Origin of the sequence: Klebsiella sp. A-Nf5 (genome assembly GCF_002810545.1) — a bacterium.
In the GTDB taxonomy this organism is placed as follows: Bacteria; Pseudomonadota; Gammaproteobacteria; order Enterobacterales; family Enterobacteriaceae; genus Klebsiella; species Klebsiella variicola.
The window spans coordinates 1-1162 of sequence record NZ_PIOG01000244.1; the positions used below are offsets into that span (position 1 = coordinate 1).

Here is a 1162-nt window from a genome sequence, read left to right on the forward strand (position 1 = left end):
GGGACAGACTGATACTCATCGGGTACGCTGCCCTGGCGCACGGCGCGATTCAGCGAAACCAGTAACGATTCATAGGGGTTCGACTCTTCCCAGGCTTTTGCCGGACCGGGTGTCCCCGCCAGCTCGCTGACCAGCTGAATTGTCCGGCCTGAGCCCGCACGGGGCACGGCACGAATGGAGAAGTTCAGCCCGCGTTCGGTTTCCACAATGAAGGTGAACGGTTTTTTACTGACGGTCGCCAGAATGGCGCCGCCGCTGTCGGTCTGCTCCTGGTTTGTCAGGCCACCGTCCAGGCTGTTTATCGCCGTGATGCGATCGCCAGGTACTGTGAACAGATTCGGATCGGTGTTACTCACGGCAATATTTGCCTGACCGCCATTAGTCAGGGGGACCACTGTCGGCGCCAGCGTACCGCTGAGGGTCGCGGACATCGCGGGGGCGACCAACAGCAGACAGCCTGAAATAAATAACGGGTTAATTTTTTTCATTATTTATTTCTCCAAAACGCGCCAGCCAGCTGACACCATCGACACGACTGAACTGAATGACATAGCTTTTAATTTCACTGTAGGGTTTGGAATCCCCAATCCACGTTTTCAGCTCACCCCGGATATCCACGCGGTTCTCTGCCGGCCAGGCACGGATCGACGTCATATAAAAGGTGGCATTAACGTTATTGTCTTTAATGCGTTTCGCATCTTCAGCCAGCTGGACCTTAAGGCTGTTCTGCGAGGCGGGTAATACATACCGGAGTAGCTGCTGATGCTGGGCATCAACCGTTTCCGGTGTGACATTCAGACGCAGGGCAATAAAGGACAGGCCCAGCTGCTCAATATAAGAGGCGTCAGCCTGGTTCTGAGACACCGCAAAGGGGGCACTGAATAACATCGGTGTCACCGCCACTTTCTGTTCTGTCTGAAGACGGTAATTATTTATGCCCTGGATAATATTGGTCGCAAGACTGAGGGTCAGGAGCGTCCCCAGACTGATAAATCCCACAGCGATAACGCGGGTGGTATTTTGTCTGGCACCATGTTCCATATGTTATTTCCCCGTTGATTTATTTAATCCACTGCCGGAAACAGGAGTCCGGAACATCATGAAAGAAACCTTTAAGAAGGGAGGTTGGCAGATACCAGTAAATCAGGTCGCGTAGCCAGGA

3 protein-coding genes are annotated in these 1162 nt (G+C 53.2%); all 3 read right to left on the reverse strand.

Annotation, left to right across the window (positions count from 1 at the left end; all coding sequences use genetic code 11):
• The coding region (traK, locus tag CWM53_RS23330) for a type-F conjugative transfer system secretin TraK (protein ID WP_100750890.1) at positions 1–488 on the reverse strand (488 nt) is incomplete at its 3' end.
• Positions 475–1041, reverse strand: coding sequence for a type IV conjugative transfer system protein TraE (traE, locus tag CWM53_RS23335; protein WP_020316627.1), 567 nt, complete (start codon positions 1039–1041; stop codon positions 475–477). The genes traK and traE, both read right to left, overlap by 14 nt.
• Before the next feature lie 19 nt (positions 1042–1060).
• Positions 1061–1162, reverse strand: a 102-nt coding sequence (locus tag CWM53_RS23340; protein ID WP_306467867.1) for a type IV conjugative transfer system protein TraL, incomplete at its 5' end; no start/stop codon positions are given.

Coding starts and splice junctions, on each gene's coding strand:
- traE (WP_020316627.1), bottom strand. CDS start 1,041: ATGGAACATGGTGCCAGACAAAATACCACCCGCGTTATCGCTGTGGGA.